Annotated in this window: 24 protein-coding genes; 12 read left to right on the plus strand and 12 right to left on the minus strand. The window is 74.9% G+C overall.

All coding sequences use genetic code 11. The features are described from left to right. Nucleotides 1-772 precede the first annotated feature (772 nt). From ACZ6Z8_RS04135 to ACZ6Z8_RS04150, 4 genes are all read left to right on the plus strand, one after another. Nucleotides 773-1,009 carry a hypothetical protein gene (locus tag ACZ6Z8_RS04135; RefSeq protein WP_465606106.1) on the plus strand — a complete coding sequence of 79 codons (237 nt, stop codon included), beginning with the start codon at nt 773-775 and terminating at the stop codon, nt 1,007-1,009. A 453-nt stretch (nt 1,010-1,462) separates the two neighbouring features. Beyond that, nucleotides 1,463-2,824, plus strand: a complete 1,362-nt coding sequence (locus ACZ6Z8_RS04140; protein ID WP_465606340.1) for an alpha/beta fold hydrolase — start codon at nt 1,463-1,465, stop codon at nt 2,822-2,824. Next, complete coding sequence (locus ACZ6Z8_RS04145) at nt 2,821-4,410, plus strand: alpha/beta fold hydrolase (RefSeq protein WP_465606108.1); 1,590 nt, start codon at nt 2,821-2,823, stop codon at nt 4,408-4,410. The genes ACZ6Z8_RS04140 and ACZ6Z8_RS04145 overlap by 4 nt, the downstream gene beginning before the upstream one ends. A 1-nt stretch (nt 4,411) precedes the next feature. Beyond that, nucleotides 4,412-5,290 (plus strand): DUF4436 family protein, encoded by an 879-nt coding sequence (locus ACZ6Z8_RS04150; protein WP_465606110.1) that lies wholly within the window; start codon nt 4,412-4,414, stop codon nt 5,288-5,290. Nucleotides 5,291-5,408: 118 nt separating this feature from the next. On the opposite strand, the gene ACZ6Z8_RS04155 is transcribed toward ACZ6Z8_RS04150, so the two are convergent. The 4 genes from ACZ6Z8_RS04155 to ACZ6Z8_RS04170 form a co-directional block, all read right to left on the minus strand. Next, nucleotides 5,409-6,197: a hypothetical protein gene (locus tag ACZ6Z8_RS04155; protein ID WP_465606112.1), complete on the minus strand. Its 789-nt coding sequence runs from the start codon at nt 6,195-6,197 to the stop codon at nt 5,409-5,411. Between the two features lie 220 nt (nt 6,198-6,417). Beyond that, nucleotides 6,418-8,106: a sigma-70 family RNA polymerase sigma factor gene (locus tag ACZ6Z8_RS04160; RefSeq protein WP_465606113.1), complete on the minus strand. Its 1,689-nt coding sequence runs from the start codon at nt 8,104-8,106 to the stop codon at nt 6,418-6,420. Nucleotides 8,107-8,262: 156 nt separating this feature from the next. Next, nucleotides 8,263-9,243: a CAP domain-containing protein gene (locus ACZ6Z8_RS04165; protein ID WP_465606115.1), complete on the minus strand. Its 981-nt coding sequence runs from the start codon at nt 9,241-9,243 to the stop codon at nt 8,263-8,265. A gap of 138 nt (nt 9,244-9,381) precedes the next feature. After that, nucleotides 9,382-9,870, minus strand: coding sequence for a GNAT family N-acetyltransferase (locus ACZ6Z8_RS04170; RefSeq protein ID WP_465606116.1), 489 nt, complete (start codon nt 9,868-9,870; stop codon nt 9,382-9,384). Between the two features lie 226 nt (nt 9,871-10,096). On the opposite strand from ACZ6Z8_RS04170, the gene ACZ6Z8_RS04175 reads away from it, so the two are divergent. Beyond that, nucleotides 10,097-10,873 (plus strand): hypothetical protein, encoded by a 777-nt coding sequence (locus ACZ6Z8_RS04175; protein WP_465606118.1) that lies wholly within the window; start codon nt 10,097-10,099, stop codon nt 10,871-10,873. 52 nt (nt 10,874-10,925) lie between these two features. Here the strand turns inward: ACZ6Z8_RS04175 and ACZ6Z8_RS04180 are convergent, their stop codons facing one another. Together ACZ6Z8_RS04180 and ACZ6Z8_RS04185 are read right to left on the minus strand one after the other, a co-directional pair. Then, nucleotides 10,926-12,317 (minus strand): MFS transporter, encoded by a 1,392-nt coding sequence (locus tag ACZ6Z8_RS04180; RefSeq protein WP_465606120.1) that lies wholly within the window; start codon nt 12,315-12,317, stop codon nt 10,926-10,928. 7 nt (nt 12,318-12,324) lie between these two features. Further along, the gene (locus ACZ6Z8_RS04185) at nt 12,325-13,119 is read right to left on the minus strand and encodes a glycerophosphodiester phosphodiesterase (protein WP_465606121.1); all 795 of its coding nucleotides are present in this window, start codon (nt 13,117-13,119) and stop codon (nt 12,325-12,327) included. Between the two features lie 257 nt (nt 13,120-13,376). Here ACZ6Z8_RS04185 and ACZ6Z8_RS04190 point away from each other — a divergent pair, with 257 nt between their 5' ends. Next, nucleotides 13,377-13,982: an SGNH/GDSL hydrolase family protein gene (locus tag ACZ6Z8_RS04190; RefSeq protein WP_465606123.1), complete on the plus strand. Its 606-nt coding sequence runs from the start codon at nt 13,377-13,379 to the stop codon at nt 13,980-13,982. Here the strand turns inward: ACZ6Z8_RS04190 and ACZ6Z8_RS04195 are convergent. Continuing rightward, nucleotides 13,969-14,259, minus strand: coding sequence for a hypothetical protein (locus ACZ6Z8_RS04195; protein ID WP_465606125.1), 291 nt, complete (start codon nt 14,257-14,259; stop codon nt 13,969-13,971). The two genes, ACZ6Z8_RS04190 and ACZ6Z8_RS04195, sit on opposite strands and share 14 nt — an antisense overlap. 288 nt (nt 14,260-14,547) lie before the next feature. On the opposite strand from ACZ6Z8_RS04195, the gene ACZ6Z8_RS04200 reads away from it, so the two are divergent. The 5 genes from ACZ6Z8_RS04200 to ACZ6Z8_RS04220 all read left to right on the plus strand — a co-directional run bounded on the left by ACZ6Z8_RS04200 (nt 14,548) and on the right by ACZ6Z8_RS04220 (nt 18,709). Continuing rightward, nucleotides 14,548-16,092, plus strand: coding sequence for an ATP-dependent DNA ligase (locus tag ACZ6Z8_RS04200; RefSeq protein ID WP_465606127.1), 1,545 nt, complete (start codon nt 14,548-14,550; stop codon nt 16,090-16,092). 217 nt (nt 16,093-16,309) lie between these two features. Continuing rightward, nucleotides 16,310-16,528, plus strand: coding sequence for a ferredoxin (locus ACZ6Z8_RS04205; protein ID WP_465606128.1), 219 nt, complete (start codon nt 16,310-16,312; stop codon nt 16,526-16,528). 139 nt (nt 16,529-16,667) lie between these two features. Then, nucleotides 16,668-17,885, plus strand: coding sequence for a cytochrome P450 (locus ACZ6Z8_RS04210; RefSeq protein ID WP_465606130.1), 1,218 nt, complete (start codon nt 16,668-16,670; stop codon nt 17,883-17,885). A 220-nt stretch (nt 17,886-18,105) separates the two neighbouring features. Beyond that, nucleotides 18,106-18,270: a hypothetical protein gene (locus ACZ6Z8_RS04215; protein WP_465606132.1), complete on the plus strand. Its 165-nt coding sequence runs from the start codon at nt 18,106-18,108 to the stop codon at nt 18,268-18,270. Nucleotides 18,271-18,373: 103 nt separating this feature from the next. Then, entirely contained in the window at nt 18,374-18,709 is a 336-nt protein-coding gene (locus ACZ6Z8_RS04220; RefSeq protein WP_465606134.1) for a hypothetical protein, read from the plus strand. A gap of 102 nt (nt 18,710-18,811) precedes the next feature. On the opposite strand, the gene ACZ6Z8_RS04225 is transcribed toward ACZ6Z8_RS04220, so the two are convergent. The 3 genes from ACZ6Z8_RS04225 to ACZ6Z8_RS04235 all read right to left on the minus strand — a co-directional run bounded on the left by ACZ6Z8_RS04225 (nt 18,812) and on the right by ACZ6Z8_RS04235 (nt 19,785). Next, nucleotides 18,812-19,096: a DUF427 domain-containing protein gene (locus tag ACZ6Z8_RS04225; protein ID WP_465606136.1), complete on the minus strand. Its 285-nt coding sequence runs from the start codon at nt 19,094-19,096 to the stop codon at nt 18,812-18,814. A gap of 171 nt (nt 19,097-19,267) precedes the next feature. After that, complete coding sequence (locus tag ACZ6Z8_RS04230) at nt 19,268-19,504, minus strand: DUF6296 family protein (RefSeq protein ID WP_465606138.1); 237 nt, start codon at nt 19,502-19,504, stop codon at nt 19,268-19,270. Nucleotides 19,505-19,548: 44 nt separating this feature from the next. Continuing rightward, nucleotides 19,549-19,785, minus strand: a complete 237-nt coding sequence (locus ACZ6Z8_RS04235; protein WP_402818058.1) for a DUF2277 domain-containing protein — start codon at nt 19,783-19,785, stop codon at nt 19,549-19,551. A gap of 188 nt (nt 19,786-19,973) precedes the next feature. On the opposite strand from ACZ6Z8_RS04235, the gene ACZ6Z8_RS04240 reads away from it, so the two are divergent. Continuing rightward, nucleotides 19,974-21,194, plus strand: a complete 1,221-nt coding sequence (locus ACZ6Z8_RS04240) for an MFS transporter (protein ID WP_465606140.1) — start codon at nt 19,974-19,976, stop codon at nt 21,192-21,194. Between the two features lie 252 nt (nt 21,195-21,446). Here the strand turns inward: ACZ6Z8_RS04240 and ACZ6Z8_RS04245 are convergent, their stop codons facing one another. Further along, nucleotides 21,447-21,965: a gamma carbonic anhydrase family protein gene (locus tag ACZ6Z8_RS04245; RefSeq protein WP_465606142.1), complete on the minus strand. Its 519-nt coding sequence runs from the start codon at nt 21,963-21,965 to the stop codon at nt 21,447-21,449. 58 nt (nt 21,966-22,023) lie between these two features. Next, nucleotides 22,024-23,379, minus strand: a complete 1,356-nt coding sequence (locus ACZ6Z8_RS04250) for a serine hydrolase domain-containing protein (RefSeq protein WP_465606144.1) — start codon at nt 23,377-23,379, stop codon at nt 22,024-22,026. Between the last annotated feature and the right edge of the window lie 77 nt (nt 23,380-23,456).

Consider the following 23,456-nt stretch of genomic DNA (forward strand, 5'->3'; position numbering starts at 1 on the left):
GGAGCACAGAAGTACGGCCGCCGGACCTGGCCAGGTTCTCCGACGGCCGTGGCCCCGTCCGTCAGGGGACGAAGCACTACGAACGTTATCCCCCGCCCCGGGGGCGCCGCCAGCAACGTGGTCCGTACGGGGGATGCCCGCGTGTCGTCACGGCTCGGGTCGAAGCCGTGCGGCGAGGCCTGACGGACCAACAGCACCCTGCTCGGTTCGCCGGGGCGGCGCACCCCGCCGATGCCGGTCCACCCGGACCGGGCGATCGCGCCGGTGGCTCCGGTGGCGGACGCCCCGGCCGCCGGCGCACGGGCGGTGGGAACCGGCGCGACGGAGGGAATCCGGACGATCTGACGCGCTTCGCGGAAACTGATCGGCTTTCGGACGCTCTGCCGCGATTCGCCCGCCCGATCGCGCCGCGCTGCGACCCCGGACGCCCCCGTGCGCCCCTGGCCGTGCCCGGTCCGGCAGGCCATGGTGGTCCCCACGGCCCGCCTGCCGCCCGGCCTGGCCCCGGCCGGCACGCGGGCCGTCCAACGCTCCGGCGGCCTCCGAGGCCCTGTCGCGGGGGCCGGGTGAGAATTCCCCGGCCCGACGGGCAACCGACCGCGCCGCCCGTCGACGCGACACCGGACTTCGCGGAGTCCGTCGCCGCCCGCGCTCCCGCGCTGCTGCGTACGGCCCGGCTGCCGACCGGCGATCCGCACCAGGCCGAGGATCTGCTGCGGACCGCGCACGGATCCAGCCGTAACCCTTGCGGCGCACGGTCGTTGGACCGGCCATGAAGAAGCGCAGCATGCTCGCCGTCGCCTCGATCGCGGTCGGTTTCGTGGCCTCCCTCACCGCGCCGAGTGCGCACGCCAGTGCCGTCGGCGGCCAGGAGGGGCTGCCCGCTCCGCTGACCGGTGTGCCGGGCGCGGTCCCCGGCCAGGTCGGCGACGCGGGCGGCGTGGTCGGCCACCCCACCGGGTTCGTGACCGGTACGGCGAACGGCCTGGTCCCGGTCACTCCCGCGTAGGTCGTCGCCTCCCGGGTGCGAAGGGCTCCTCCGTGTGGAGCCCACGAGTGGTGGACGTCTCCCCGTAGCCCCAGGCTGGGCTACGCGATCCCCGTGCGAACTGTGCGGCGGCTGCCGGAATCACGCGGCGCCGCCCCTCCGGGGACCTGAGAGAGACGAGACCTCATGCTGGGACAGGGCGACAGCCCGGGCGGCCCGCCGTCCCTCCACGGGAACAGCGGCCCCGGACGAATACGGACGCGGCCCCGGTCCGGGCGGCGGCGCCGCCGGGGCGCACGGACCGGGACGGCCCTGGCCGCGGCCGCGCTGGCCCTCCTGGGGGCGGTCGGTCCGACGCCGACGTCGGCGGCCGCGGTGTCGCCGTCCGCGGGCGGCCCCCTGCAGGGAGCCCCGCCGCGGTTCGTGCCCGGCCCCTGCCCGAAGACTCCCGAGCCGGTCCCCGGGCACTGCGGGATGCTGGAGGTGCCCGAGAACCGCGTCGGCCGCGGCGGGCGGACCATCCGGCTGGCGGTCGCGGTCCTCCCGGCCACCTCGGCCGGGCCCGCCGGGGACCCGGTGGTGTTCATGGAAGGGGGGCCCGGCGGGGACGCCTTCGGAAGCATCCCCTTCCTGGTCGCCTCCGGCGTCAACCGCGACCGCAACCTGATCGTCATGGCCCAGCGCGGCGCGCTCCACTCGCAGCCCGCCCTGCTCTGCCCGGAGATCGACCGGTTCACCGCCGAGGCCGTCGGGCTGCGCTACGACGCACCCGCGACCGGTCGGCGCCTGGTGGGCGCGGCGAGGCAGTGCCGGGACCGTCTGACGGCCGACGGGACCGACCTGGCCGCCTACAACACGACCGAGAACGCGGCGGACTTCGCCGATCTGCGCAAGGCGCTGGGCATCGCCCGGTGGAACGTCTACGGGTACTCGTACGGCACCGAGTTGGCTCTGACCTACCTGCGGCGCCACCCCGAGGGGATCCGCTCGGTGGCGATCGACTCGGTGGTGCCCCCGGACGTCGTGAGCCTGCCGTGGACCTGGGACAGCGCCCGGGAGGGGATCGGGGCGGTCCTCGCGGCCTGTGCCGCCCAGCCGGCCTGCGGCAGCCGCTACCCGGACCTGCCGGGCACGCTGAGCCGGCAGGTCCGACGGCTGGAGGCGCACCCGCTGCGGCTGACGGCACGGCCGCCGTCGGGCGGGGCCCCGGTGGAGGTCGTCCTGGACGGCGGCGCCCTGGTGAACCTGCTGGTCGCCAACGCCGTCAAGGCCGCCGACGTCCCCGCGGCACTCGACGAACTCGCCCGCGGGAATCCGGAGCGCTTCGCCCGGGCCCGGGCCGCGGGCGCCGGGACACCCGTCGGCGAGACCGCCCACGGGCTGACCCAGTCGGTGGCGTGCGCCGAGTGGGTGCCGGACAACTCGCACCACGACCTGCTGGAGGCGGGCCGCGAGGCCTTCCCCGACTGGCCGGCCCGGGTGCTGGCCCAGGCGCCGCAGCTGCCCTTCGAGTACCGCGTCTGCCGCGCCTGGGACGTCCCCGACCGCACGGACGTCCAGCGGGTGGCCACGGTCGGCGACGTGCCGGTGCTGCTCCTCTCCGGGACCTTCGACGCGAAGTCCGGGGCGGCCTGGGCGTCGTACGCGGCTCGGACGCTGTCCCGCCCGACCACCGTGCGGATCCCCGGGGTGGGCCACTGGGTCGTCCCCCAATCCCCGTGCGCGCAGCGCGTCCTGGCCTCCTTCCTGGCGGATCCGGCCGCGCCGGACACCTCCTGCGCGGCCGCGCTCGCCCCGAAGCCGTTCACCGTCACCCCCGCTCCGGAGTCCTCATGAGCCCCCACCGCCCAGTCCGTCACCGGCCCGCCACGCGACGGCTCCTGACCACCCTGGCCGGGGCCACGGCCGGCGTCCTCGTCACCGGCCTCGCCGCGGCGCCCGCCCGGGCCGGGGCCGGCGCCGGGGAACCCCTCGGCAGCGTCGCCCGGACCGTGGGCCACGCCCGCTACCAGCCGGGCCCCTGCCCGCGGACCGCCGACCCGGCCCCCGGACTGAAGGGGGCCCGCTGCGGAACGCTCACCGTGCCCGAGGACCGGAACCGACCCGACGGGCGGAAGATCACCCTCGGGGTCGCGGTGGTGCCGGCCGCGCACCGGACCGCGGACGACCCCATCGTGTGGCTCGCCGGCGGCCCCGGCGACGACGCGGTCTCCGAGATCCAACTCGCGCTCAACGGCGGCCTGAACCGCGACCGGGACGTGATCTTCATGTCCCAGCGGGGCACCTACGCCGCCGACCCGGCGCTCACCTGCCCCAACATCGACGAGTTCACCGCACGCGCCGTCGGCCTCGTCTACGACGCACGGTCCACCGGACACCAGCACGTCCGGGCGACCCGGGCCTGCCGCGACCAGCTGGCGGCCCGGGGGGCCGACCTCGCCGCGTACGACAGCACCGAGAGCGCCGCCGACTACGCGGACCTGCGCCTGGCGCTGGGCGTCGAGCAGTGGAACGTGTTCGGGATCTCCTACGGCACCGATCTGGCCCTGATCTACATGCGCCTGCACCCGAAGGGCATCCGGTCGGTCGGCATCGACGGCGTGCTGCCGCCGTCCCTGGCGGGCGGGGCCGTGACCTGGAAGGCCGCGCGCGAGGGCTTCGACGGCCTGTTCAAGGCCTGCGCCGAGCAGCCCGCCTGCAACGCCCGCTACCCGGACCTGAAGGGCACCTTCGAGCGCCTCGTCAGCCGGCTGGAGGACGATCCGGTCACCACCACCGTCCCCGTTCCGGGCCGCCCGGAGCCGGCCGAGGTCGTGCTGGACGGCGGGGCCCTGGTGAACTGGCTGGTCTCCGCCACCCACGTGGCGGCCGGAGTGCCCCGCTCCATCGACGAGTTGGCCCACGGCAAGCCGCAGCGGGTCGCCGAGCAGTGGGCGGGCGGCAAGCTCAGCCCGCAGGCCATCGGGAGGATGTCCCACGGGCTCGCGTACGGGGTCTTCTGCCGCGAGTGGACGCCGTTCGAGAGCCGGGCCGACGTGAGCCGGGCCGGGCAGCGGGAATTCCCGACCTTCCCCCGGTCGGTGGTGGCCAACGCCCCGCTGCTCGCCTTCCTCCACGGGGACTGCCGGGCCTGGCACGTACCGCCGGCGGACGCCTCGATCCGGGACGTGACGCGCAGCGACATTCCGACCCTGGTGCTGTCCGGCGGGTTCGACGCCCAGACCGCACCGAGCAACGGGGCGTACGCCGCCCGCACGCTGAGCCGGTCCACGGAGCTGACCATCCCCTACGTCGCCCACGTGGTCTTCGCCGACTCGCCGTGCGCGCAGTCCATCACGCGGTCGTTCTTCAACACCCCGACCGCTCCGGACAAGGGCTGCCTCGCGGGGCTGAAGCCGCCCGCGTTCGAGATCGCGCCGTGAGGTGAGCGTGTTCGGCAGGCTGCGCGGCCACCGCTTCGCCCTCGCCGTCCTGCTCCTGGTCCTCGCCTGCGGGACGGGTGTCACGCTCTACCTCGACGAGCGCGAGACCCGGCAGCAGAGCCGGGCGCTCGCGACGCCGAGCACCCCCGACTGGGTCGAACTCAACGTCGCCTCCCAGGACTTCGACCCCGGCGGGGCGCAACTGGCGCTGTTCGTCGTGCCCGTTCCGCACGGCGGCCTGGCCCAGGGCCCCGGCCCGTCCGCCTTCACCCGCGAGGTGGAGATCACGGTCGGGGGGATCACCAGGACGGTGCTGCGGACGACGCCCGGGGAGGTGGCGGCGCCACAGCTCGTCCAGGCCGGCCTCTACGGCGGCACCGAGACCGACTACCCCTTCGACCGCTACCGGTTCACCGTCACCTTCTCGGCCTCGGACGGCGCCGGCGCCGTACCCGTCGGCCTGGTCTTCGCCGACGCGGACCCGTTCTTCGCCGTCCACCCCCGCGCCGACGGCCCGGTGGCCGGGACGGTGGTCCTGGACGCGCGGGCCACCCGGGCGCGCAGCACGCTGATCCTGGCCTGGTTCATGATCGGCGCGATGTGGGCACTGGCGCTGGCCGTCATGGTCGGCGCGGAGGTGCTGTACCGGGGCCGCCTGGGCATGGTGTGGCCCGCCCTCGGCTGGATGGCGGCGACCCTGTTCGCGCTGGTCGGCCTGCGCAACGCGGCACCGGGCGGGCCGCCGATCGGCTCGCTCTTCGACTACATCGCGTTCTTCTGGGCCGAGGCGATCATCGCGGCCAGCCTGACCGCCGCGGTGGTCTCCGGCACCCGCGTCGAGCGCCGAAAACGCGCCGGGGCGGAACCGGGCGGTCCCTGAGCCGGCCCGGCGCTCCGCCGCGGTGGGTCCGGGTCGGGGCCCGGGGAGGGGATGGGTGCGGCCGTCGAGCGGTTCCCCTCCCCGGGAGCGTGTCCGGGGCGGTCGGGGTGAGTCGCGGTCAGCTGCGGAGCAGGTACCAGCCGCCCAGGCCGTTGCAGCCGGCGCCGTTGTAGTTGCCGAGCCGGTATCCCGGCGGGATCGGCACGTTGGGGCAGACCAGCAGGCCGGGCCTGGCGACCACCTCGAACCAGGAGCCGATGCCGCCGCAGCCGTTGGTGTTGTGGCCGGTGGTCACGTAGCCGGGCGGGATCGGCGAGCCCGCGCAGACCCAGAGGCCGTCCCGGGCCAGTTGCATGTACCAGGCGTCGATGTTGGCGCAGCCCATCCCGCTGCCTGCGTGCTGGGTGGTCACGTAGCCGGGCGGGATCGGCGAGGTGCCGCAGGTCCACAGGCCGTCGACGGGCAGCCGCATGTACCAGGAGTCGTAGCCGTCGCAGCCGGTGGGGTTGTGGCCGGAGAGCACGTACCCGGCCGGGATCGGGGAGGTGGCGCAGGTCCAGATCCCGTCCCGCACGGGCGTCTGCCACCACATGCCGGCGCCGTTGCAGCCGTTGTTCGTGTGGCTGGTGAGGACATAGCCCGGGGTGACGGGCGATCCGTTGCAGATCCACCCGATTCCGGCCGCGGCCTGGGCCGAGACGGCGGCGCGGGCGGGGGCGGAGGCTGCGGCGGGTGCGCTTGCGGCGGGTGCGCTTGCGGCGTTCGCGCTTGCGGCTTGCACGGTTGCAACGGCGGGTGCGGCGTTCGCGGTTGCGGCGGTGACACCGGTGAGGATGGCCGTCAGCAGGGCGACCGCCCCGACCAGGGAGGCGAGTCGGCCGCGGGTTCGGTGACGCAGTCTGTTCACTTCACACCAGTCCAATCGGCAGGTCCGGACGGCGCCGCACGAGCGGCCGCGCGGCGCCGGGTTGTGGAGCTGGTGCGACCCTAACCGTAATTGGAACGATCCAATAGCGCTGGCATGATCGCATCAAGAGATTGGCCGGAATCCGGCACGCCGCCGCCCGCCGCCGGGGCCGGGGCCGGGGCCGGTGCAGGCCCCGACGGCGGGCGGAGAACCCGGCCCGTCAGGACATCGGGGCGCCGAGGTCCTGGGTCCACAGGGTGCCCGCCGGGCCGGCGGCGATGCCGACGCCGATGTCCTTGAAGCCGCAGTCGAGCATGTTGGACTGGTGGATGCCGCCGTCCATCCAGCGGGCGAAGACGGCCGCCGGCGTGGTCGGGCCCCGGTCGAGGTTCTCACCCCACTGGGACCAGCGGTAACCGGCCGCGGTGATCCGGGCGTCCGGGCGGACGCCGTCCGGGTTGACGTGGTCGAAGAAGCCGCGGGCGGCCATGTCGTCGGTGTGCTTCTGCGCGGAGTTGTGCAGCCGGGGGTCGATCCGCAGCGGGGCGCAACCCGCCTTGGCGCGTTCGGCGTTGACCAGGTCCACCAACTGCCGCTCCAGGGTGGGCGGCGGCGCGGCGGTGGCCGACCGGGTCGCGGTCGGCGTGGGCGTGGGCGTCGCCGTCGGGGTCTCGGTGGGCGTCGGCGTCGGGGTGGCCGTGGCAGTGGCGGCCGGGATCGCGATCAGGGCCGCCGGGGTGTCCATCGCGGCGGCCGGAGTGCTGGGTTCGGGTGCGGCCGCGCTCGGCGGCTCGCTGTGGTTCGGCCAGACCAGGGCCAGCGTGGTGACCGCGACCGCGGCGGCCGCGCCGCTCGCCAGGACGGCCTTGCGGGCGGCGGTGCCGGCCCAACCGCCGTGCGCGCCGGAGCCGGTGGCCGCGCCGGTGGCCGTACCCGAACCGGCGCCCGAACCCGCACCCCAGCCCGCGCCCGAGCCCGCGCCTGCTGCACCCGGCGTGCCCGCTGTGCCGGCCCCGCCCGCCGCGCCCGTCCCCACCGCGCCCGGGGCCGTCCCCGTCGCGCCCGCGGCGGTGGCGGAGTGCCCGGCCGTCGCCGCGGTGGCCGCCGTGTGCTGGAGGTGCAGCAGGGTGGGCGAGGCCGAGGGGATCGGGACCATGGCGAGGCCGGCCAGCAGGCCCTCGGCGGGGAAGAGGTCGCGGCCGAGGCCGTCGCAGTCGGCGCAGCCGCGGATGTGCCGGGCTATCCGCTTGCGCCAGACCGAGTTCGGGGTGCCGTCGAACCCGGCGGTGACCTCGGCGAGTTGGGGGCAGCGCGGGTAGGCGCCGAGGGCGCGGACCACGACCCGTCCGGCCTCCAGCTGCTTCTTCATCCGCTGGACCCGGACGGCGGCGTGCTGCGGGCTCAGGTCCAGCGCCTCGGCCAGCTCGGCGCGGGAGAGTTCGCCGCTCGCTTCCAGCCACCACAGGGCGAGCAGCTCGCGGTCGTCCGGGTCCAGCCAGCGGGTGGCCTCGGCCACTTCGCGCCGCTGGCCGGACAGGCCGAGCCGCAGGATGGTCAGGTCGGTGAAGTCGGACCGGGGGTCGGCGACTTCCCAGGTCTCGTCGAGGCCGCCGACGGTGGGCTGCTGCTGTCCGGCGGCATGGCGGCGACGGACCTGGTTCATGGTGATGGCGACCAGCCAGGACCGGAAGGACTCCGGTTCGCGGAGCCCGTCCAGGCCGTCCAGGGCCCGGATCATGGTCTCCTGGGCGACGTCGTCCACGTCGGCGTGGCCGCCGAGGGCGCGGCCGGCCACGTTGTAGACGAGCGGCAGCCAGGCGGCGACCAGGGCCTCCTGGGCCTGCCGGTCACCTGCCTGCGCCGCGCGTACCAGGGTCGTCCCGGTCCTGTTCTGCACATCAGCGTTCATGGTCCGCACTCCGTCTTGCCGTGTTTCCGTCCGCCGCTGCCTCCTCGGAGACCTGTGGGGAGTGATCAGATAACAACAATGTGCGCGGAATCGGAAAATCGGACTACTTCTGATGAGTGGGGCCGGGAGCCGGCCGGAACCCTCGCCGGGCCCCGATCAGGCCGGGGCGGCGAACACCTGGGTCCACCACGGACCGTTGGCGCCGGTCCGCACGCCCACCCCGAGCTGGGTGAACGAGCAGTTCAGGATGTTGGCCCGGTGGCCCGGGCTGTTCATCCAGGCGTCCATCACCGCCGCCGGGTCCTTCTGGCCGCGGGCGATGTTCTCGCCCCAGGTGCTCCAGCGGTAGCCGGCGGCCTCGATCCGGTGGTCGGCGTGGTAGCCCTCGGGGCTGGCGTGGTCGAAGTAGTTGCGGTCGGCCATGTCGTCGCTGTGCGACTGGGCCGCGCTCGCCAGCCGGGGTTCGGCGCTGACCGGACCGCAACCGGCCTTGGCGCGCTCGCCGTTGACCAGGTCCACGACCTGCTGCGTGTACGAGGCGTTCGGGCCGCCGCCCGCCGGGGCGGCCGGAGCGGCGGCGGCCCGCTGGGCCGCGACCCCGCCGCCACCGTTCGCCCCCGTACGGGTGGCCGTCGGACTCGCCTTCGCGGTGGCGGTGGGCCGGGCGCTCGCGGTCGCCGTGGCGGTGGGCGCGGCCGTCGGGGAGGCCGAGGCGCTCGCGGTGGCGGTCGCGCTCGGGGTGGCCGCCGGGCCGGTCGCCGTCGGGCCGCCGGAGGGCAGCGCGGCGCCCGAGGGGTCGGTCCCCCCGGCGCCCGGCACCTGTATGCCGTCGTGGGTCCCCAGCTCGGCGGCGACCAGCGAGTCGGCCGCGGCCGCCTGGCCGGCGAGGTCCCGGTCCGACTGCTTGCCGTCGAACGCCGCGTACCCCGCCCCGGCCAGCGCGGCGAGCAGTCCGGTCCCGGCCACGGCGGCGACGACCGCCGTCACCGGCACGAACCCGCCACGCCCGCGCCCCCGGCGGCCGCGGCCCTGGTGCCGTTGGGCGGCCCGCCGCGCGGCCCGGCCGCCCGGGCGGCCGTGACCGCCGTCCCCGCCGCCGGTCACCGGGCTGATGGTCGTCCTGTCGTCGCTGTTCACGTGGCCACTGCTTTCTGTCCAGGTCGGCTGGTCGGGTGCCGACACCTGGGAGACCCCCCGGCGGAGTGCCGATAACAGAAAGTCCGAACGAGTGTCCGGCGACTTGGTCGTGCGAACCGGTCACGTGCCCCGATTGACTCAGCGGGACCCGGCCCCGGGGGCCTCGGGGGCCATGTCGTAGGTGACGAACATCGTCCGGGTGGCGACCTGGTCGTACTTGCCGCGCGCCCGGTGGTTGTCGTCCGCCGTGATCCAGCGCACCGTGCTCCACCCGCGCTCGGCGGCGATCTCCCGCAGCCGGGCCAGCAGCCCGTCCACCGCCCCGCCGCCGCGCACCTCGGGGGCGACGAACAGGTCGTCCAGGAAGCCGCCGACCGCGCCGTGCAGCGGACGGGCGAACGGCCGGAAGTGCGCCAGCCCGACCGGCGTCCCGTCGGCGTCCCGGGCCAGCAGGCCCTCCAGCTCGTGCGCCGGGTCGTGGAGCCAGGACCACACCAGCTCGGCCTTCTCCTCCGGCATCGGCACCCGGTAGAACGCGCAGTAGCCGCGGAAGAGTTCGCGCCAGGCGGGGTAGTCGCCGGCCTCCGGCGCACTGACGGTCCAACGGTTCACGGGAGTGGTGCTCAATTCGCTCTCCTCGGTCGGTCGCTCGGACGGGCCGGCCCAGCATGACGCCCCGTCGGCCGCCGGCCGATCTCCACCCCGTCCAACCCCGCCCGCCGCGCACTCCACTCCGGCGGCTACCCGCACACCCCGGCGGGCGCTACCCGGGAGGGTGAAGCGCTTTCCCCCGGAACGGGCTCATCGCCTACGGTGGGTCGACCCGACGGCCACGGAGCGGAGGTTCCCGGCGGTGGACGAGCCGACGACGCAGTACCGGAGCTACAGCTGGCAGGACGAGGACGGGGTCCAGCACATCGTCCTCCACCCGGGCGGTAAGGAGCTCGACGAGCAGGGCCGGGCACGGCTGCGCGCCCTGGGCGCCCGGGCGGTGGAGGAGCTGCGGGCCGAGCGGGCGGAGGAGCTGGAGGGGATGGAGGAGGCGGAGGAAGCGGCGGAGACCCGTCCCGGCACCGCCCGCCCCGGAGCCGGGTGGCGCAGGTCCGTCACCATCGACCTCCGGAACCCCACCCCGCTGCCCGGTCCGCAGCTCGACCCGGAGTGGCTCCGGAGCTGGTGCGCGGAGACCGGCGCCGCCCTCGCCGGGTTCACCCGCTCCTTCGCCGCGAGGTACGGCTTCCCGCCCGGCGAGAACGCGCTGACCTCCGCGACGGACGCCGGGCGACGGGCGGCGGCGGCGCTCGGCGAGCTGCTGCCGGTCCCGCCGGACCTGGCGACGCTCTACGCGGTGCTGGACCGGGCGTCGCTGCCTGACGTCGACAACGGCTACTTCGTCCACCCGCCGCAGGCGGTCGAGGCGCACATCCGCGAGCACGGCACCCCGGCCATCGAGGGCGAGCGGCTGGCGCTGGTCTTCGGCAGCGACGGCGGAGGCCACCTGTTCGCGACCGGGCACAGCGGGCGGGTCTGGAGGTCGACCACGGCCTCCTCCGACGGCGACTTCGAGCTCGCCGCCGCCACCCTGGAGGAGTTCCTCGACGGCATCGGGCGGCTGGTCACCGGCCTCTGAGCCGTCCGGGACCGGGGCGGCCGGGCTGCGGTCCCGGCCGCCCGAGGCCGGGTCAGAGCCGCTCGGGCACCGGGTTGCCGACGGCCTCGATGGCGCGGCGCACCGGGACCTTCACCAGCACCGCGAAGCCGATCACGAAGAAGACCAGCAGCGAGATGATCGCCGAGCGGTAGCTGCCGGTCACCTGGTAGGCGAGGCCGAAGACCAGCGGGCCCATCCAGCTGGTGCCGCGGTCGCTGACCTTGTAGACGCTGAAGTACTCGGCCTCCCGGCCCGCCGGGATGAGGTGGGAGAACAGCGAGCGGGAGAGCGCCTGGCTGCCGCCGAGCACCAGGCCGATCATGCAGGCCAGGGCGTAGAACCAGACCGGCTGGTGGGCGGGCATGGAGTAGCCGAGGGCCAGCGTGACCACCCAGCCGACCAGCGAGCCGAGGATGGTCTTCTTGGCGCCGTGGCGGCGGGCGATCCGGCCGAGCAGCAGCGCACCGCCGATCGCCACGATCTGGACCATCAGGACGGCGATGACCAGCGAGGTCTGCTCCATCCCGAGCTCCTCGCTGCCGTACAGCGAGGCCTGCGAGACGACGGTCTGGATGCCGTCGTTGTAGCAGAGGAAGGCGGCCAGGTAGAGCAGCGTCAGCGGGTGCTTGCGCATGCCCTTGAGGGTGCGGCCGAGTTCGCGCAGGCTGCCGGCCGCGGGCCGGTCGGGCGCGGCCGCGGCGCGCTCGCGCACGACGCCGGCCCGGGAGGGCAGCCGCAGCATCGGGACGATCGTGAACAGCGCCCACCACAGGCCGGCCGAGGCCAGGCAGATCCGCACCGCGGTGCCGGAGGACAGGCCGAGCGCGTCGTGGCCCTGGAACAGCGCCAGGTTGGCGATCAGCAGCAGTCCGCCGCCCGCGTAGCCGTACGCCCAGCCCTTGGAGGAGACCGCGTCGCGCTCGTCGGGGGCGGCCAGGCCCGGGAGGTAGGCGTAGGAGAGCGCCACGGACACCGCGTAGGCGATGTTGGCGACCACCAGCAGCGCGCCGCCGAGCAGGTAGCGGTCTCCGTGCAGGAGGAACATCCCCATGGTGGCGAGCGCGCCGACGTAGGCGAAGCCGCACATCAGTTCCTTGTGCCGCCCGGTGCGGTCGGCGACCGTGCCGGTCAGCAGCATCACCGCGACCGAGATCAGCACCGAGAAGGAGACCGTGTACGGGAAGAACGATCCGGCACGGATCGTCAGGCCCAGCGGGTGCACGTCGCCGGACGCGTCGGCGGCGTTCTTCGCCACCTCGGTCAGGTACGGCCCGAGGAACACCGTCAGGACGGTGGCCGAGAAGGCGGCGTTGGCCCAGTCGTTGACGTACCAGCCGAACTGCATCCGGCGCAGGTCCCGGCCTTCGCCGGCGGACGCCGGGGGCGACGAGACGTCGTCCGGCAAGTGGTCCGTGGTGCTCATGGGGCTCCTATTTCACCGTGCTGGAGCCGGTGCTGCCGTCCGTCCAGCAGCCGCGCTCGCCGAGGACGTCCCGCAGGACGTCGATGCGATCCGCCATGATGCCATCCACACCCAGGTCGAGGAGAGCCCTGATCCGTGTGGGATCGTCCACAGTCCACACGTGGACCTGCAGCCCGAGCCGGTGGGCGGCCCGGACGAAGGCCCGGTCGACCACCCGCACCCCCCTGTGCCGCTCCGGCACCTGCGCGCACACCCCGGCGAACGGCGCCGCGCGCCCGGGCAGCAGCGGACCGGCCAGCGAGCGCAGCCGCAACCGGGCCACCTCGCGCGGGCCCAGCGAGGTCGCCAGCCGGGGACCGGCGGCGGCGCGGACGGCGGCGAGGCGGCTGTCGGAGAAGCCGCCGACGCAGACCCGGTCCCAGGCGCCGGTCCGGCGGATCGCCTCGACCAGCGGCCCGACGGCCGGCGCCGCCTTCACGTCCACGTTGAAACGGACCCCGGGGAACGCGCCGAGCAGGTCCTCCAGCAGCGGGACCGGCTCGGTGCCCCCGATCCGGGCCCGGCGGACCTCCTCCCACGGCAGCTCGGCCACCGCTCCGCCGCGGTCGGTCACCCGGTCCAGCCGGGAGTCGTGGAAGGCCACCAGCACACCGTCCGCGGTGGCGTGCACATCCGTCTCCAGGTACCGGTACCCCAGCGCGACGGCGGCCTCGAAGGCGGCCAGCGAGTTCTCGGGGTGCCCGAGCTCACCACCCCGGTGCGCGAAGGCCAGCGGCCCGGGGTGGTCGAGGAAGGGGTGCATGTGGTGCTCCGAGCTGCAGGGCGTGTACGCGGGCGCGGCCGGCTCCGACGGCGCCCCGGACCGCGCGCGTTACAGTATTACGCACCATGTCAAGCAGTAACGCTGAGTGGGCGGTACGGCGTTCGCAGGCCGGCGGGTTCCTCGCCCGGGACGGAATGCCCCTGCCCCGGTGAGCGGCTGCCGGTCGAGTGCGCTCTAGGATCGACGGCCCGAGCGTCGCAGCAGGAGGCTGCGAGGACATCCGAGGGGGAAACGTCGTGATCGAGCTCTCCGACAATCCGATGACCTGGGTGATGGCCGGGGACAGCATCACCCAGGCCGTCGAACACACCCACGGCGCGCGCGGCTGGGTCGAGCACGTGCGGGAACGGATCTGCTGGCAGCTGGACCGGCTGACGGACATCGTGATCAACACGGGCGTGTCCGCCTGGCGGGCCACCGACGTGCTCGGGGCGTACGACTTCGTCATCGGCCGGTTCGCGCCGGACGTGCTGTCGCTGTCGCTCGGCACCAACGACGCGCACGCCGGGCCCGACGGGGTCGCGGAGTTCCGCGACGCCATGCGCGAGATCATCCGCCGGAGCTCCGGTGCACAGATCGTGCTGCACACGCCCGTCGTGGTCAGCCACGCCGGGAACATGCCCCACCTCGAACTGCCCGCGTACTGCCGGGCCGTCCGTGAACTCGCAGCCGAGACCGGCGCGCTGCTCGTCGACCACGAGGCGCACTGGCTCGCCACCTTCCCCGACGGCGAGGCGATCGCGTGGCTCGACGACCCCGCCCACCCCAACGCCGTCGGCCACCTCCAGCTGGCCAACCACACCCTGCGCACCCTGGGCCTGGGCGAGCTCACCCGGCTCTGACCGGACGGGTGCGGCACAGGTCGTAGAGGTACGACCTGCCGGCCTTCCAACTGCGCCACGGGCCCAGCGGCGGAAACGTCGCCTGATCCGATCTCCCGTGCAGCGGCCAGCCGTTGGGGATCCCGTCGGCACCGACGGTGCACCAGCCCCGCGCGGGCAGCCACAGGCACCGGACGTCGAGGTCCACCCGCCTGAACGACGGCCTGCCGTTGAACTCGCCGTCCAGGCGGTAGCGGTGGACCAGGCCGTCCACCCGGCGAACGAACTCGATCGACACGGCGACTCCCCTCACCGCCGCGACCCCCTCACCGGCGCGGCGCCCCGAGAAGGGCCCAGCCTACGCACGAGAGCACCGGAGCGCGCAGACAGTGGGCTGCCGGAGCCGGTGCCTTCTGCGGGGGTGGGCACGGGCGCCGGCTTGCCACCGGGAGGCACGCATGCGCCGGAGGAGCGCGGGGCGGGCTGCGAATCGCCGGAACGGGGCCTGCCGCGGCGCGCGGCGAAGCCGGTGTCCGGGTGCACGGCTGGGCCCGGGCGCCGATGCTGGGGGTGGAGGTGTGGGCGGATGGGGTTGTGGCGGTTGGCAGTGGTGTCGCGGGAGGTGGCGGCGGAGCCCGGGCGGCGGGCGAAGGTGGCGTTGTTGGCGGGGTGCCTGCGGGAGTTGGGCGCGGAGGAGGGGGCCGCGGCGGTGGTGCTGCTGTCGGGTGAGGCGCAGCGGCTGCGGACGGGGGTGGGGTGGGCGGGCCTGCGGGACCTGCCGGGGCCGGCGGCGGAGGCCTCGTTGGGGGTGCGGGAGGTGGAGCGGGAGCTGGAGCGGCTCGCGGGGGTGAGCGGGCCGGGGTCGCAGTCGGAGCGGCGGCGGTTGCTGGTCGGGCTGTTCGGGCGGGCGACGGAGGTGGAGCAGGGGTTCCTGCGGGCGGTGCTGGTCGGCGACCTGCGGCAGGGGGCCCTGGACGCGCTGGTCGGGGAGGCGGTCGCGCAGGCGGCCGGGGTGCCGGTGGCGGCGGTGCGCCGGGCGTTGATGTTCCGGGGGTCGGCGCGCGCGGTGGCGGAGGCGGCGTTGCGGGGCGGCGCAGCGGCGCTGGCCGGGTTCGGCCTGGAGGTGGGCCGGGCGGTGCGGCCGATGCTGGCCGCTTCGGCGCCGGACGTGGCGTCGGCGCTGGAGCGCACCGGTCCGGCGGGGGTGGAGTGGAAGCTGGACGGGATCCGGGTGCAGGTGCACCGGGACGGTGACGACATCGCGGTGTTCACCCGCAGCCTGGACGACATCACCGCGCGGGTGCCCGAGGTGGTGGAGGCCGCGCTCGCGTTGCCGGTGCGGACGGCGGTACTGGACGGCGAGGCGATCGCGCTCGGTCGGGACGGGCGGCCGCGCCCGTTCCAGGAGACCGCGGCGCGCTCCGCCTCCCGGCAGGATCCGGGCCGGCTGCGGGCCGAAGTGCCGCTCAGCGTCTACTTCTTCGACCTCTTGCACCGGGACGGCGAGGACCTGGTGGACCGTTCGGGCCGGGAGCGCTGGGCGGCGCTGGACGAGGCGGTGCCGGAGGCGCTGCGGGTGGCCCGGACGGAGACCGGGGACCGGGCACAGGCCCTGGCGTTCTTCCGGGAGGCGCTGGCGCTCGGCCACGAGGGCGTGCTGGTGAAGGACCCGGCGGCCGGGTACGCGGCGGGGCGGCGCGGGGCGGGCTGGATCAAGGTGAAGCCCCGGCACACCCTGGACCTGGTCGTGCTGGCCGCCGAGTGGGGCAGCGGCCGCCGCCAGGGGTTCCTGAGCAATCTGCACCTGGGGGCCCGGGCGACCGCGGCCGAGCCGGGCCTCGGCCCGTGGGTGATGCTCGGCAAGACCTTCAAGGGCTTGACGGACGCGACCCTCACCTGGCAGACCGCCGAGTTGCTCGCCCGGGAGACCGGGCGGGACGCCCGGACGGTGTGGGTCCGGCCGGAACTGGTCGTCGAGATCGCCTTCGACGGCCTCCAGCGCAGCCCCCGCTACCCCGCCGGGCTGGCACTGCGGTTCGCCCGGGTGGTGCGCTACCGGCCGGACAAGAGCGCCGCCGAGGCGGACACCGTCGCCACCGTACGGGAGCTGGCGGCCGCCGAGGGGCTGTGAACCTCGCCCTGTGGCCCGGCGTCCTTCGCCGCGCGATGGCGTAAAGGAAACTCAAACCTGCTTCCCCGAACGAGGGTTGGCACGAGTGCCGAATCGGCCAATCTCGGTGATCCGACCACCGCGCACTCCGTGGACGGACGAGCGGCGGTTAGGTTGGCCATGACAACAAGAGGCGGCCGCCGGGCAGCCGGCGGCGCACTGGCGAGAGGTGCCCGACATGCAGGTGCGCGTCGACCGGGACCGTTGCTGCAGCTCCGGGATGTGCGTCATGAACGCCCCCGAGGTCTTCGACCAGGACGAGCGGGACAGTCTGGTGAAGCTCCGTCAAACAATGCTGCCGCCGGACCAGTTCGATGACGTCCGACTGGCCGCCGAGCTCTGCCCGGGCGGCGCGATCACCGTCACCGAGGACGGGGCGGACCGGGCCGGCACCTGACCGGAGCGGCGGCGACCCCACGGCCCACGAGAACCTCACGGCCCACGACTACCGCACGTCCCCGACTACCCCACGGCCCACGACTACCCCACGAGGACACCGCGACCCCAGCACACCGCGACGCGAGGAGACCCCCACCGTGACCACCACACCCGCCGCCCAGGCCGTCCCCCTGCCGGCCCCGCACTCCAGCGGCTGCCCGTTCGCCCCGCCGCCCGCGTACACCGAGGCCGCCGCCACCGGCCCGATGACCCGCGCCGACCTGCCCAACGGCAGCTCCTGCTGGCTGGCGACCGGCTACGCCGAGGTCCGCACCGTCCTGTCCGACCGCCGGTTCAGCGCGGACGTGCGCCACCCGGCGTTCCCGCTGCTGGTCCCCGGCAGCCGCGAGACGCTGATCAGCGACAACCCGAGCTTTCTGCGGCTCGACGACCCCGAGCACGCCCGGCTGCGCCGCATGGTCACCGGCGACTTCCTGGTCAAGCGGGTGGCCGCGCTGCGCCCGGACATCCAGCGGATCGTGGACGAGGCGCTGGACCGGATGACCGAGGGCCGCACCGAGGCCGACCTGGTCGCCGAGTTCGCGCTGCCGGTGCCCTCGCTGGTGATCTGCCTGCTCCTCGGCGTGCCCTACGAGGACCGCGACCGCTTCCAGGGCCTGAGCCGCACCCTGCTCAGCCGGCAGAGCACCACGGAGCAGCTCAAGGCGGCCCAGGACGAGGTCCTGGCGTACCTGCGCGCCCTGGCGGCCCGCAAGCGCGAGCAGCCGGAGGACGACATCCTGAGCCGGCTCGCCGTACGGGACGACCTGTCCCTGGACGAGGTCGCCAGCACCGGGGTGCTGTTGCTGATCGCCGGGCACGAGACGACCGCGAACATGATCTCCCTGTCGACCGCCGTGCTGCTGGAGCAGCCCGAGCAGGTCCCCAGGCTCGCCGACCCGGCCGCACTGCCCGGCGCGGTCGAGGAGCTGCTGCGCCTGCTGACCATCGTGCACACCGGGCTGCCCCGGGTGGCGCTGGAGGACGTGGAACTGGGCGGCGTCACCGTCCGGGCCGGGGAGGGCGTGATAGCGATGGTCTCCACCGCCAACCGGGACGAGGAGGTGTTCGGCGGTGCCGACCGGCGGCCCACGGACGAGCTGGACCTGGAGCGCGACGCCCGCCGGCACATGGCGTTCGGCTTCGGCGTGCACCAGTGCCTGGGCCAGCCACTCGCTCGGGCCGAGCTCCAGATCGCCTTGGAGACCCTGTTCCGGCGACTGCCCGGACTGCGGCTGGCCGTCACTCCGGGTGAGCGGGAGTTCCGTACCGAATCGTTCATCTACGGGATGCGGTCACTGCCCGTGAGCTGGTGAGCCCGAGCGGCCGCGGCGCTGGCACGTCGGGACGGCGGCGTCGGCGGGCGGCGTCGGCGGGTTCCGGTGGCGTCGGCGGGTGTCGGCGGCGGGAGCGCGGGTCACCCGACTGGCCTCTCTGCCGGCCCGGGGGCAGGCTGGAGGAGCGACAGACCGATCCGGCCCAGCCACGCCTCCGGCCCGGGCGTTGCCGGGACCGGCCGAGGAGACGGAGCCCGCGATGACCGACATGAGCGAACGCTCCGAGGTGAGCACGAACCGCGAGGAGGACGTCCGCGCCGTGGACCCCGAGGAGGGCATCACCTCGATGCAGAACCTGCACGCACAGGACACCTCCCAGGCGGAGGGCGACTCCATGCTGGACGAATCCGGCCCCAACAGCTGACCGTCCGCCACACCCACTCGACCGCCCGGCGGAACCGGGCGGTCCCTGCGACCGCAGGTGTCGCTGCCCGGACGGCGGCTCACCGGCGGGGGAGGATAGGCGCATGACCGAACACGATCAAACCGGCCGACAGGCCCGGCCGCCCGCGGACCCGCGCAGCTCGTGGGCGACCTGGACCACCCAGTCGATCATCAGCGGCCCCGGCGGGGTCACCACCGCCGAGGTCGGGCCGATCTCCGGCGACCTCACCGTGCACACCACGTGGGTGGACGGCGAGGCCCGGCTGACCGTCCAGTACACCGGCGCGCTCGACTGGTACACGGTCTCCGGCAGTCCGGTGGCCGCACCGGACGAGACCACCGCGCGGGCCGTCCACCAGGCGATGGTGAACGGCGTGAAGGAAGGGCGCGGCGCGGTCGCCCCGCCCCCGGCCGCCTGACCCTACTCGCGACGCCCGGCCGACCCGAACTCCCGCCCCCGATGCCCGTCCCCCGACCGCCGGGGGCGGGCAGGGGACGGTACGGGAGGGGTGCCGTGCGCGCTACTCGGTGATCTCCACCCCGCGCCAGAAGGCCACCCGGCCCCGGACGTGCTCGGCGTCGGGCTTCGGGTCGGCGTAGTACCAGGCGGCGTCCGGGTTGCTCCGCCCGTCCACCTCCAGCGTGTAGTAGTTGGCGGTGCCCTTCCATCCGCACACCGTGGTCGTGTCGGAGGGCCGCAGGAACTCGGCCCGGACGGAGTCGACCGGGAAGTAGTGGTTGCCCTCGACGACGACGGTGTCCTCGCTCTCGGCGACGACGGTCCCCTGCCAGATCGCTGTGGTCATGAGGCGATTGTGCCCCACGGACCGCCCCACGGACCGCCTCGCGGGCGGGAGTTCGGGAACGGCCCTACGGCGGACGGGCCCGGGGCGGACCGGGCGAACGGGCCCGGGGCGAACAGGCCCGGCAGCGGGACGGTCTTCACGGCGGACGGCCGCTACGGCAGCGGGCGGCCGCTACGGCAGCGGATGGGCGTGCACCGGCACGTGCGGGTTCTGGTGTCCGCCGCTGGCGAGCATCCGGACCTCCCCCGCGTCGCTGATCTCGGCCCGGACGATCCCGCTGTCGTCCTCGTACACGGGGTGCCCGCCCGGCCCCTTGGCATCGGTCCGGGTGACCACGACCACGTCCTGCGGGGCCTGGGTGCCGGGCGTACCGGGGAAGGTGAGGGCGTAACGGTTGGCGGGGTTCATCACCGGCTCCTGCTCGCTGTGGGCGGCCCGTACGCGCCGGGCGCTCAGACGGTGGCCTCCGCGGCCCGGGCGTGCGAGCCGCGGACCTCCAGCTCGTCCAGCAGTCGGGCGGTGGCCTCGGCGACCGCGTCCACGGCCCGGTCGAAGGCCTCGCGGTTGTGCGCGGCCGGGGCGCGGAAGCCGGACACCTTGCGGACGTACTGCAACGCGGCGGCGCGGAAGTCCTCCTCGTCGGCGTCGGGCGTCACGGGCGGTCGCAGCGTCTTGATGTTGCGGCACATGACCCCAGTCTCCCGCGCCACGGCCGCATCGGCGACCCTCTACGGTCCCCCGCGCCCCCTTCGGTCGCCCGATCCCCGTTCGTCACACGGGGCTCACGGGGGTGTCATCCGGCCGGATTAGGATGCCCGGTGAACGAACCACCCGCCGCGTGCCGTCCCTGGCGCGGGCATCACCCCGGAGCCACCCCTTGCCTCTCGCGCTGTTCGCGCTGGCCGTCACCGCTTTCGCCATCGGCACCACCGAATTCGCCGCCATGGGGCTGCTCCCCCAGGTCGCCGACAGTCTGCATGTCGCCATCCCGCAGGCGGGCTGGCTGATCTCCGCCTACGCGCTCGGGGTGGTGGTCGGCGCGCCGCTGCTCACCGCGCTGGCCGCGGGCAAGCCCCGCAAGGCGGTGCTCGTGGCGCTCGCCGGGCTGTTCGCGACCGGCAACCTGCTGTGCGCGCTGGCGCCCGACTTCTGGACCCTGGCCGCCGCCCGGCTGATCACCGGGCTGCCGCACGGCGCCTTCTTCGGGGCCGGGGCGGTGGCCGCCGCCGAGCTGGTGGCGCGGGACCGGCGGGCCCGGGCGGTCGCGGTGATGTTCTCCGGACTGACCGTCGCCAACATCGTCGGCGTCCCGGCCGCCACCCTGCTCGGCCAGCACCTGGGCTGGCGGACGACCATGCTGGTGGTGGTGCTGATCGCCGCCGCCGGAACGCTCGCCATCGCCCGGCTGGTGCCCGCCCTTCCCTCCCCCGCCCAGTCCGGACTGCGGCACGAGCTGCGGGCCTTCCGCAGCGGGCAGCTCTGGCTGGCGCTGGCCACGGTGGTGCTCGGCTGCGGCGGACTGTTCGCCTGCTACAGCTACATCGCGCCGCTGCTCACCGAGGTCTCCGGGTACGCGACCGGCTCGGTGACCCTGGTGCTGGCGCTGTTCGGGGTGGGGATGACGATCGGCAACGTACTCGGCGGGTTCGCCGCCGACCGGGCGCTGCGCCCGACCGTCTGCGCGGCCTTCGTCATGCTCTCGGCCGCCCTGGCGCTGCTCGCGGTGACCGCGCACGCCCGCTGGTCGGCGGCCGTCACGGTGGTGCTGATCGGACTGTTCGGCTTCGCGATCGTCCCGGCGGTGCAGACCCTGGTCATGCAGAAGGCGCGCAGCGCGCCGACCCTGGCCTCGGCCACGGTGCAGGGCGCCTTCAACCTGGCCAACGCCCAGGGGGCGTACTTCGGGGGGCTGGCGCTGGACGCCGGGTTCGGCTGGACTTCGCCCACCCTGGTGGGCTCGGGCCTGGCCGCCTCCGGCGCCGCCGTCGCGGTGCTGGCCTGGACCGCCGACCGGCGCCCGCCGGCCCCCGCACCGGTCGAACCGGCGGTCGAACCGGCGGGTGAACCGGCGGACGCTGCCCTGGTCCCGGCGCCGTGAGGCCCTGCCGGCCCCGGCGGAGGTCGGTGAGCACTACCCCCTGCAGAGGTCGATGAGCGCCGCCGGGGCGGCGCCGAGCCACCAGGCCGGGTCCGCCGTGGACGTGGTGGCGCACGTCGCGGCCGGGGCCGGTGTCCAGGGCTCAGCTCTGGCCGGTGGAACGGACGGTCATGGGAGGCCCTCAACCGGGCCGCCGAGGTGCTGCACCGGCTGTCCGCCGTCTACGACCGGCTGCGGCCGCGGGGAAACGCCTCAGATCTGCCGGTGGGCCTCGGCGAGCAGGAGGTAGCCCTCGCCGTTGGCCTTGATGCCGGTCCTCTCCTCCTCGGTCAGCGGGCGGCGGACCTTCGCCGGGACGCCCGCGACCAGGGAGCCGGGCGGGACGTCCATGCCCTGGGTGACCACGGCCCCGGCGGCCACCAGGGAGCCGGTGCCGATCCGGGCGCCGTTGAGAACGGTGGCGCTCATCCCCACCAGGACGTCGTCCTCGACGGTGCAGCCGTGCAGCACCGCGTTGTGGCCGACCGAGACGCGCGCTCCGACCACCAGCGGAAAGCCGGGGTCGGCGTGCAGGGTGCAGTTGTCCTGGATGTTGCTGCCCGCGCCGACGGTGATCGACTCGGCGTCGCCGCGCAGCACCGCGCCGTACCAGATGCTCGCGCCGGCGGCGACGGTGACGTCCCCCACGACCACGGCGTTGGGCGCGAGGAAGGCGCCCGGGTCGACGGCGGGCACCTTGCCCCCGACGGCGGCGATCAGCGGTTCTGCCATGGCTCGTCCTCCTGGTGTGACGGTCGACGGTCTGTCGCCGGTCAGCGTAGGGGGCCGGTCAGGGCGCGGTGCGGGCGAGGTCGGGCGCGGTGCGGGCGAGGTCGGGCGCGGTGCGGGCGGGGTCGGGTGCGGGCCCGGGAACGGTGGAGGGGGCGGGCGCGGGGGCCTGGGGACCGCACAGGGCCGTGACGGCCAGCCTGTTCCAGGCGGCGTCGGCGGCCGTGCCGTCCCCGACGTCGTAGACGGTGACGGAGGCGGCGAACTGGCGTTTGCCGTCCGCCGAGCCGAGCACCTGGGTGCTGTAGCCGGGAATGCCGCCGGCGTGGCCCCAGAAGGTGCCGCACGGGGTGTCCACGCGCTGGAGGCCGAGGCCGTAGTTCCGGCCGCCCCCGGTCGCGCTGGTCCGCTCCATCTCGGCGAGTTCGGCCGGGGGCAGCAGATGGCCGCCGAGCAGGGCGCCGATGAAGGTGGTGAGATCGGCGGTGGTGGAGATGCCGGCACCGGCCGAGCCGGCCATCGAGGGGTCGAGCAGGGTGACGTCCACCGGGCCGTCGGCCGTCTTGAGGTAGCCGTGGGCGTGCGGGCCCGGGACGAACGGCGAGTCGCCGGGCATCGAGGTGCCGGTGAGACGGAGCGGGCGGATGATCCGGCGGGTGACCTCCTCCTGCCAGCTGTGGCCGGTGAGCTTCTCGATGATCATCCCGATCAGCACGAAGTTGGTGTTGGAGTAGGCCCAGTCCTGGCCCGGAGGGAAGGCCGGCGGGTACCTGTTCGCGATGTCGACCAGGTCCTGGAGGGAGTACGGCCGGAAGCGGCGGTCGGTCAGCCAGTCCTGGTCGTAGGGATCGAAGGCCGGGTCCTGGGTGTAGTTGGCGACGCCGCTGGTGTGGTCGAGCAGTTGCCGGACGGTGATCGCGGTGCTGTTGGGGACGACGCCGGGCAGCAGGCACTCCAGCCGGTCGTCGAGGTCCAGCCGCCGCTCGCCGACGAGTTGGAGCAGAGTGGTGGCGACGAAGGTCTTGGTGACGCTGCCGATCCGGAAGCGGCCGTCGGGGTCGGCGGGCCGGCCGCCGAGGGCGGCGACGCCGGTGGCGTTGCGCCAGACCAGCCGGCCGTTCTCGCGGACGGCGCCGAGGGCCGAGGTCGCGTAGCCGGGATCGGTGAGGCCGGCCAGGGAGGCGTCCGCGGCGGCCCAGTCGGCGCGGCCCTCGGCGGAGTCCGTCCGGTCCGCGCGGTCGGCGGCGGTGAGATGGAGGGCACCGTGGCAGCCGGAGGCCAGGGACCGGTCGGCGGGTTGGGCGATCGCCGCGGGGGCGAGGGTGGCGAGCAGCGCGGCGCCCGCGACCACCGTGACGGCGGCACGCAGCACCGGCCGACGGAGCCTGCGGCGAAGGGCGGTCGGATCGGCGGTCATGCCGTTCTCCCTGCTTCGAGGCCACCGGGGTTCCGGCAACCCCGGGTGTTTCCATGACGGTTGACACCATGGCAGGG

The organism is Kitasatospora sp. NPDC101108 (assembly GCF_055584725.1).

What these genes read in the sequence shown, in the direction of transcription:
- ACZ6Z8_RS04245 (WP_465606142.1), bottom strand. Translation starts at nt 21,965, where the DNA reads ATGGCAGAACCGCTGATCGCCGCCGTCGGGGGCAAGGTGCCCGCCGTC.
- ACZ6Z8_RS04215 (WP_465606132.1), top strand. Translation starts at nt 18,106, where the DNA reads ATGACCGACATGAGCGAACGCTCCGAGGTGAGCACGAACCGCGAGGAG.
- ACZ6Z8_RS04220 (WP_465606134.1), top strand. Translation starts at nt 18,374, where the DNA reads ATGACCGAACACGATCAAACCGGCCGACAGGCCCGGCCGCCCGCGGAC.
- ACZ6Z8_RS04230 (WP_465606138.1), bottom strand. Translation starts at nt 19,504, where the DNA reads ATGAACCCCGCCAACCGTTACGCCCTCACCTTCCCCGGTACGCCCGGC.
- ACZ6Z8_RS04145 (WP_465606108.1), top strand. Translation starts at nt 2,821, where the DNA reads ATGAGCCCCCACCGCCCAGTCCGTCACCGGCCCGCCACGCGACGGCTC.
- ACZ6Z8_RS04225 (WP_465606136.1), bottom strand. Translation starts at nt 19,096, where the DNA reads ATGACCACAGCGATCTGGCAGGGGACCGTCGTCGCCGAGAGCGAGGAC.
- ACZ6Z8_RS04185 (WP_465606121.1), bottom strand. Translation starts at nt 13,119, where the DNA reads ATGCACCCCTTCCTCGACCACCCCGGGCCGCTGGCCTTCGCGCACCGG.
- ACZ6Z8_RS04235 (WP_402818058.1), bottom strand. Translation starts at nt 19,785, where the DNA reads ATGTGCCGCAACATCAAGACGCTGCGACCGCCCGTGACGCCCGACGCC.
- ACZ6Z8_RS04135 (WP_465606106.1), top strand. Translation starts at nt 773, where the DNA reads ATGAAGAAGCGCAGCATGCTCGCCGTCGCCTCGATCGCGGTCGGTTTC.
- ACZ6Z8_RS04160 (WP_465606113.1), bottom strand. Translation starts at nt 8,106, where the DNA reads ATGAACGCTGATGTGCAGAACAGGACCGGGACGACCCTGGTACGCGCG.
- ACZ6Z8_RS04180 (WP_465606120.1), bottom strand. Translation starts at nt 12,317, where the DNA reads ATGAGCACCACGGACCACTTGCCGGACGACGTCTCGTCGCCCCCGGCG.
- ACZ6Z8_RS04200 (WP_465606127.1), top strand. Translation starts at nt 14,548, where the DNA reads ATGGGGTTGTGGCGGTTGGCAGTGGTGTCGCGGGAGGTGGCGGCGGAG.
- ACZ6Z8_RS04250 (WP_465606144.1), bottom strand. Translation starts at nt 23,379, where the DNA reads ATGACCGCCGATCCGACCGCCCTTCGCCGCAGGCTCCGTCGGCCGGTG.
- ACZ6Z8_RS04140 (WP_465606340.1), top strand. Translation starts at nt 1,463, where the DNA reads ATGCTGGAGGTGCCCGAGAACCGCGTCGGCCGCGGCGGGCGGACCATC.
- ACZ6Z8_RS04205 (WP_465606128.1), top strand. Translation starts at nt 16,310, where the DNA reads ATGCAGGTGCGCGTCGACCGGGACCGTTGCTGCAGCTCCGGGATGTGC.